Source organism: Streptomyces sp. NPDC050121 (assembly GCF_044460385.1).
In the GTDB taxonomy this organism is placed as follows: Bacteria; Actinomycetota; Actinomycetes; order Streptomycetales; family Streptomycetaceae; genus Streptomyces; species Streptomyces soliscabiei.
Genome location: NZ_JBITJV010000059.1, coordinates 39,627 through 45,635, shown reverse-complemented (window position 1 = coordinate 45,635; position 6,009 = coordinate 39,627). Strand labels below are relative to the sequence as shown.

Genomic DNA, 6,009 nt, shown 5'->3' with positions numbered 1-6,009 from the left:
TACTGGTCCTTGGGGTTTTTACTAAATTCGCGTCGCCCCCGGGGTGGGGGGGGCCCGCGGCGTCTGGTGCGGTGCATCGCAAGGCGGAGGGTCGTCCGCGTACTGGGCGTACGCGGACGATCCCGACAACGCGGCGAGGCGCCGTGCCAGGCGTCGCGGGCCAGACGGGACTTTCGAACACGCCCTAGGGGCCCGGGCAACCCCGCCCGCGCCCCTGAAGGCGTCTCACCTACATGTACTTCTCCAGGAACTGTTCCAGTACCTCCACCACGAAGCGGTGGTCCTCCAGCTGCGGGAGGCCGGACACCGTCACCGCGCCCACGATGCCCACGCCCTCCACGTTGATGGGGAAGGAGCCGCCGTGGGCCGCGTACGCGTCGGGGTCCAGGCGGGAGGACTCCTCGAACGTCGTGCCCTTGGCGCGGTGGCGGGCGCCCACCAGGTAGGAGGAGGCGCCGAAGCGTTCCACCACCCGGCGCTTGCGGGCGATCCAGGCGTCGTTGTCCGGGGTCGAGCCGGGCAGGGCCGCGTGGAAGAGCTGCTGGCCGGCGCGGTGGATGTCGACGGCGACCGGCGCCTGGCGCTCGCGGGCCAGCTCCACCAGCAGTGAGCCGAGCGCCCACGCGTCGTCGTTCGTGAACTGGCGGAAGACCAGCCGCCGCTCCTGACCCTGGAGCTCCTCCAGGGTCGGGGTGATCTCCGGGGTGAACTTCGGGGTGATCTCGTGGGTGCCCATTACAGCGTCACCGCCACCTTGTCTCGTGCCGAACGGCGGGCCGCCTCCAGGACATCGAGGGCGGCAGCCGCCTCGACAGCGGTCACCGGGTTGGGACCGCCGTCGATCAGTGCCTTGGCCACCGCAGCGTAGTAGGCCGGATAGTCGCCGGGGAGGGTCCGTACGGGTCGTCCGCCGCCGGTCAGCGGCGACTCTCCGGCGCCGAGACGGCCCCACAGCTCCTCGGGCTCCGTGCCCCAGACCGCGTCCGCCGTCCCGCCCGGACGCCTGCCTTCCCTCAGCGCCGCCTCCTGCGGGTCCAGGCCGTACTTCACATAGCCCGCCTTCGAGCCCAGCACTCGCAAGCGCGGGCCGAGCTGGGCGGTCGTCGCGGAGACGTAGAGGTGGGAGCGGACGCCGTTCGCGTGCGTCAGCGCGATGAACGTGTCGTCGTCGGTCTCCGCGCCCGGGCGGCGCACGTCCGCCTCGGCGTAGACGGAGACCACCGGGCCGAAGAGGACCAGCGCCTGGTCGACGACGTGACTGCCGAGATCGTAGAGGAGACCTCCGATCTCTGCCGGGTCGCCTGACTCCCGCCAGCCGCCCTTCGGCAGCGGCCGCCACCGTTCGAACCGGGACTCGAAGCGCCAGACATCGCCCAGTTCGCCGTCCGCGACGAGCCCTCGCAGGGTCAGGAAGTCGTTGTCCCAGCGGCGGTTCTGGAAGACGGACAGGAGCAGGCCGCGCTCCTCGGCGAGGGCGGCCAGCTCACGCGCCTCGGCCGCGGTGCCGGCGACCGGCTTGTCGACGACGACCGGCAGACCGGCCTTCAGCGCGGCCGTCGCGAGCGGCACGTGCGTCTTGTTCGGGGACGCGATGACGACCAGGTCCAGCTCGCCGGCGCGGGCCAGCAGGTCGTCGGGCGTGGCGGCGACGCGTACGTCCGGGAACTCGGCGCGGGCCTGCTCCTGCCGCTCGGGGTTCGAGGTGACCACCGTGTCGAGGACGAGGTTCTCGGTCGCGGCGATCAGCGGGGCGTGGAAGACGGAGCCTGCGAGGCCGTAGCCGATCAGGCCCACGCGGAGAGGAGTACCTGTCATGGCATCCACTTTCGCAACGCTGTTGCCAAAGTGCAAGCAGAGGGGAGAATGGGGGCGTGAACAGGACGGACGGCGGCGGTCGCCCCACAGGCGCAGGGGTGAACCTGCTCGCCCTGCGCAGCCACAACACCGCGCTCGTGCTCGACCTGCTGCGCACGGCCGGTCCGGTCGGCATCAGCCGGCTCGAACTCGCCGAGCGCACCGGGCTCACCCCGCAGGCGGTCAGCAAGATCACCGCGCGGCTGCGGGAGGAGGGGCTGGCGGCGGAGGCGGGCCACCGCGCCTCGACCGGCGGCAAGCCGCGCACGGTCCTGCGCCTGGTCCCCGACGCCGGCCACGCGGTCGGCGTCCACCTGGACCGGGACGAGCTGAGGGTGGTCCTGGCCGACCTCGACGGCCGGGTGGTGGGGGAGCGGATCACCTCTTTGTCGCTGGGCGCGGGAGCGGAGACAGTGCTGGACGCGGTGGTGAGGGAGGTGACAGCGGTCACCCGGGAGGCGGGGGAGGCGGGGGAGGCGGTCGGGGGTTTCGTGGGGGGCGGGTCCGGGGCGGCTGCCATGGGGGGCGGGCCCGGAAGTGCCGCGGGGCGCCTTGCGCTGGGCACGCTCCTTGGGGTCGGGGTGGCTCTTCCCGGCCCCCTTGATCATGCCCGTGGTGTGCTGCAGCGGGTCACCGGGTTTCCCGAGTGGGACGGGTTTCCGTTGCGGGACGTGCTGGCGGCGCGGCTCGGGGCGCCGGTGGTCGTCGACAAGGACACCAACGCGGCCGCGCTCGGCCTCGCCGTCGGCGGTGAGCCCGGCTCCTTCGCCTGCCTCCACCTCGGGACGGGCCTCGGCGCCGGCCTGGTGATCGGCGGGACCGTCCACCGTGGCGCCCGCACCGGCGCGGGGGAGTTCGGACACCAGGTCATCCAGCTGGACGGGCCGCCCTGCACCTGCGGCAACCGGGGCTGCGTCGAGGCGCTGTGCCTGGCGGCCATCGGGCGGGGGGACGCGGCCGAGGCGGCACGCGTACTCGGCGAGGCCGCCGCGAACCTGGCCGGACTGCTCGACATCGACGCCGTGCTGCTGGGCGGTCGTACGATCGCGGCCGACCCGGAGCCGTTCGTGCACGGCGTCGCGGCCGTCCTCGACGCTCGCGCCCGCCGCGAGGGGTCCCCGGAGGGCGCCGTACCGGTACGCCTCGCTCCCGGCGGCGCCCGCGGCGTCGCGGAGGGCGCGGCCCAACTGCTGCTGGCACCGGTGTTCGGCCGCGGGGACGGCTGACCCCCTCTCTCCTCGGCTCCCCAGTTCTCGGCTCCGCCCCTCCTCGCCTCAGCCCCTCCTCGCCTCAGCCCCTCAGTCCCTCCGCCCCTCAGTCCCTCCGCCCCTCAGTCCCTCCGCCCCTCCGCCCCTCAGTCCCTCCGCCCCTCAGTCCCTCCGCCGAACGAGGGGATTCGTACGGTCGTGCGGTGTGCCGTGGCTTCTCGCGCCGTTCCTTCGTGCAGGCTCACGTGTTCATGCGACTGTGCCCGCCTGTCTCCCTCTGCCTCGCCGCGGCCGCCGCCTTCCTCCCCGCGTCCGCGCACGCGGAAGCCGGCCCGAGTTGCGCGGGCTCCGGCACCGGTGCCTTCCCCCTCACCACCCGCCTCCACGGCGGCCCCGCCTCCTTCCGGGCCGGGGGCGGATTCGGCACCTGGTATCTCGACCTCACCAACACCACCCCTCGTGCCTGCGAGGGCGTCCACCCGGTCGTCGTCCTGGTCGACGCCCGACGCGCCCTGAAGCCGTCCCAGCCGCACCTGGAGTTCTACGCCGGCGGAGAGCCGCACCCGGTCCGCTTCGTGCACACGGAAGACGACGAACTGGTCGGGGCGTTTACCGACGAGCACGCCGATGAGCACGCCGACGAAACCGACGACTTCCCCGGCTTCACCGTCGGCCCCGGCCGCACCCTCACCGTCAAACTGCGCCTCGCGCTCGGCTCGGACGCCGTCCGGAACACCGTCACCGCCAACGCGGCCGTCGTCCAGCGCCACGGTGACGACGGCGACTGGATCGGACAGTCGAACGACTACCGCTTCGCCATCGAGTCCGACGCCACGGCCACCGCCACCGCCACCAGTGACAGCGACACCGACGCTGACACCGACATCGAGGCCGGCACCGCCCCCAACTCGGGCGCCCCCACTCCCGCCCCCACGGGCACTTCCCTCCCCACGTCCCTCCCCACCTCCCTCGCGTCTCCCCTCCCCACCCCCACCGCCTCCGCCACGGACTCCGGCGACGTCTCCCTCGCCGACGAGGCCGCGGAACTCGCCCGCACCGGTCTCACCTCACCTGTCGGCCTCGCCGCGGTCACCGGCTGCTTCCTCGCCGCCGGAACGGCCCTGCTGCTGGCCCGGCGACCGGCCCGCCGAGCAGCGCGTCGACGTCGTTGACGCTGGGGCGCATCCCAGCCAGTGGACGCCTCGAATCCGGCCATTCCCTCAAGATCGGGCCTGTGGCTAGGCTGGGGCGTCGTACGCGGCAACCGCGTACCCGAGCAGCAACCGCGTACATGCGTACGGCAGGGAGATCCCGCACATGGCAGACCGCAAGCCCATCGAGTCGTGGCTCACCGACATGGACGGTGTGCTCATCCACGAGGGCGTGCCGATCCCCGGCGCCGACGCCTTCCTGAAGAAGCTGCGCGAGTCCGGCAAGCCGTTCCTGGTCCTCACCAACAACTCGATCTACACCCCGCGCGACCTGCACGCCCGCCTCCAGCGCATGGGCCTGGACGTGCCTATCGACAACATCTGGACCTCCGCGCTGGCCACCGCCCAGTTCCTCGGCGACCAGCGGCCCGACGGCACGGCGTACGTCATCGGCGAGGCGGGGCTGACCACCGCGCTGCACGACATCGGCTACATCCTCACCGACCACGAGCCCGACTACGTCGTCCTGGGCGAGACCCGCACCTACTCCTTCGAGGCGATGACGAAGGCCGTCCGGCTCATCAACGACGGCGCCCGTTTCATCTGCACCAACCCGGACGAGACCGGCCCCTCCGCCGAGGGCGCGCTGCCGGCCACCGGAGCCGTCGCCGCGTTGATCACCAAGGCGACCGGCAAGACCCCGTACTTCGCGGGCAAGCCCAACCCGCTGATGATGCGCACCGGGCTGAACGCCATCGGCGCCCACTCCGAGACCAGCGCGATGATCGGCGACCGCATGGACACCGACGTACTGGCCGGCATGGAGGCCGGGATGCAGACCTTCCTCGTGCTCACCGGCCTGACCCGGCCCGAGCAGGTCGAGAACTTCCCGTACCGGCCGTCGAAGGTCGTGGACTCGATCGCGGACCTCGTCGACCGCGTCTGAAACCCGCACCACGGCGGAACCCACCCATACGGAGCAGTGAGGACCCGTCTGCGGATGCGCATCGGGTTCGGTCGGGGGACTCTCCAGACAGCTGGAGGTTCACGATGGGCTCACTGAAAGTCACACTGTGTGCGGGTGTCGCGGTCGTCGCCGCGGTGCTCGTCCCCACGGCGTACGCAGCGGGCGAAGGCGGCCAGGACGGCGGCGGGAGCGGGAGCGTCTCCGTGACGCCGTCCGCGCCCTCGCCCGGCGCCGACGTCACGCTGAAGGTGACCGGCTGCGGCGGCAGAACCGCCACCGCGGCCTCGGACGCCTTCGTCGCGGACGCCCGACTCGTCAGCACCGGCGACACCGGCGACACCGGCGTACTCGATGTCAGCGGTAGCACCGGTAGCACCGGCGGCACCGGTAGCACCGGCGGCACCGGTAGCACCGGCGGCACCGGTAGCACCGGCGGCACCGGTAGCACCGGCGGCACCGGCGGCACCGGCGGTACTGGTGGAACCGGCGGCACGTTCGTCGGCGACACCCGGATCCGCTCCTCGCTGGAGCCCGGCGGCTACGACGTGCGGATCACCTGCGTCGACTCACAGCTGAAGGGCCGGATCGAGGTCGTCGCATCGTCGCCGTCGCATCCGTCGGCCGCGCCCGCCACCGCCCCCGTCGCACCTGTCCAGGCGGGCGGCGGCGGTGCCGCCCCGCTCCGTCCGCTCGCCGCCGAAGGCGAGGTGCGGGCGGACGTCCGCGGCCCCGGCACCGCGCAGACGGTCGTCGGGCTGGTGCTCGCGGGCGTCGCCGCGACCGTCGTCGCTTTCCGCGGGATGCGCAGCAGACGCGGGGCGGAATAGGC

6 protein-coding genes are annotated in these 6,009 nt (G+C 72.9%); 4 read left to right on the top strand and 2 right to left on the bottom strand.

Annotated features, from left to right (window positions below):
• Positions 1-229: 229 nt before the first annotated feature.
• Positions 230-736, bottom strand: a complete 507-nt coding sequence (locus ACIBTS_RS45465) for a heme-degrading domain-containing protein (RefSeq protein WP_399327262.1) — start codon at positions 734-736, stop codon at positions 230-232.
• The gene (locus ACIBTS_RS45460; RefSeq protein WP_399327260.1) at positions 736-1,815 is read right to left on the bottom strand and encodes a Gfo/Idh/MocA family oxidoreductase; all 1,080 of its coding nucleotides are present in this window, start codon (positions 1,813-1,815) and stop codon (positions 736-738) included. The genes ACIBTS_RS45465 and ACIBTS_RS45460 overlap by 1 nt, the downstream gene beginning before the upstream one ends.
• Before the next feature lie 56 nt (positions 1,816-1,871).
• Here ACIBTS_RS45460 and ACIBTS_RS45455 point away from each other — a divergent pair, with 56 nt between their 5' ends.
• From ACIBTS_RS45455 to ACIBTS_RS45440, 4 genes are all read left to right on the top strand, one after another.
• The gene (locus tag ACIBTS_RS45455) at positions 1,872-3,080 is read left to right on the top strand and encodes an ROK family protein (RefSeq protein ID WP_399327258.1); all 1,209 of its coding nucleotides are present in this window, start codon (positions 1,872-1,874) and stop codon (positions 3,078-3,080) included.
• Positions 3,081-3,313: 233 nt separating this feature from the next.
• Positions 3,314-4,234: a hypothetical protein gene (locus ACIBTS_RS45450; protein ID WP_399327268.1), complete on the top strand. Its 921-nt coding sequence runs from the start codon at positions 3,314-3,316 to the stop codon at positions 4,232-4,234.
• A gap of 145 nt (positions 4,235-4,379) precedes the next feature.
• Positions 4,380-5,159, top strand: coding sequence for an HAD-IIA family hydrolase (locus ACIBTS_RS45445; protein WP_079662019.1), 780 nt, complete (start codon positions 4,380-4,382; stop codon positions 5,157-5,159).
• 104 nt (positions 5,160-5,263) lie between these two features.
• The gene (locus tag ACIBTS_RS45440; protein WP_399327256.1) at positions 5,264-6,007 is read left to right on the top strand and encodes a hypothetical protein; all 744 of its coding nucleotides are present in this window, start codon (positions 5,264-5,266) and stop codon (positions 6,005-6,007) included.
• Positions 6,008-6,009: the final 2 nt, after the last annotated feature.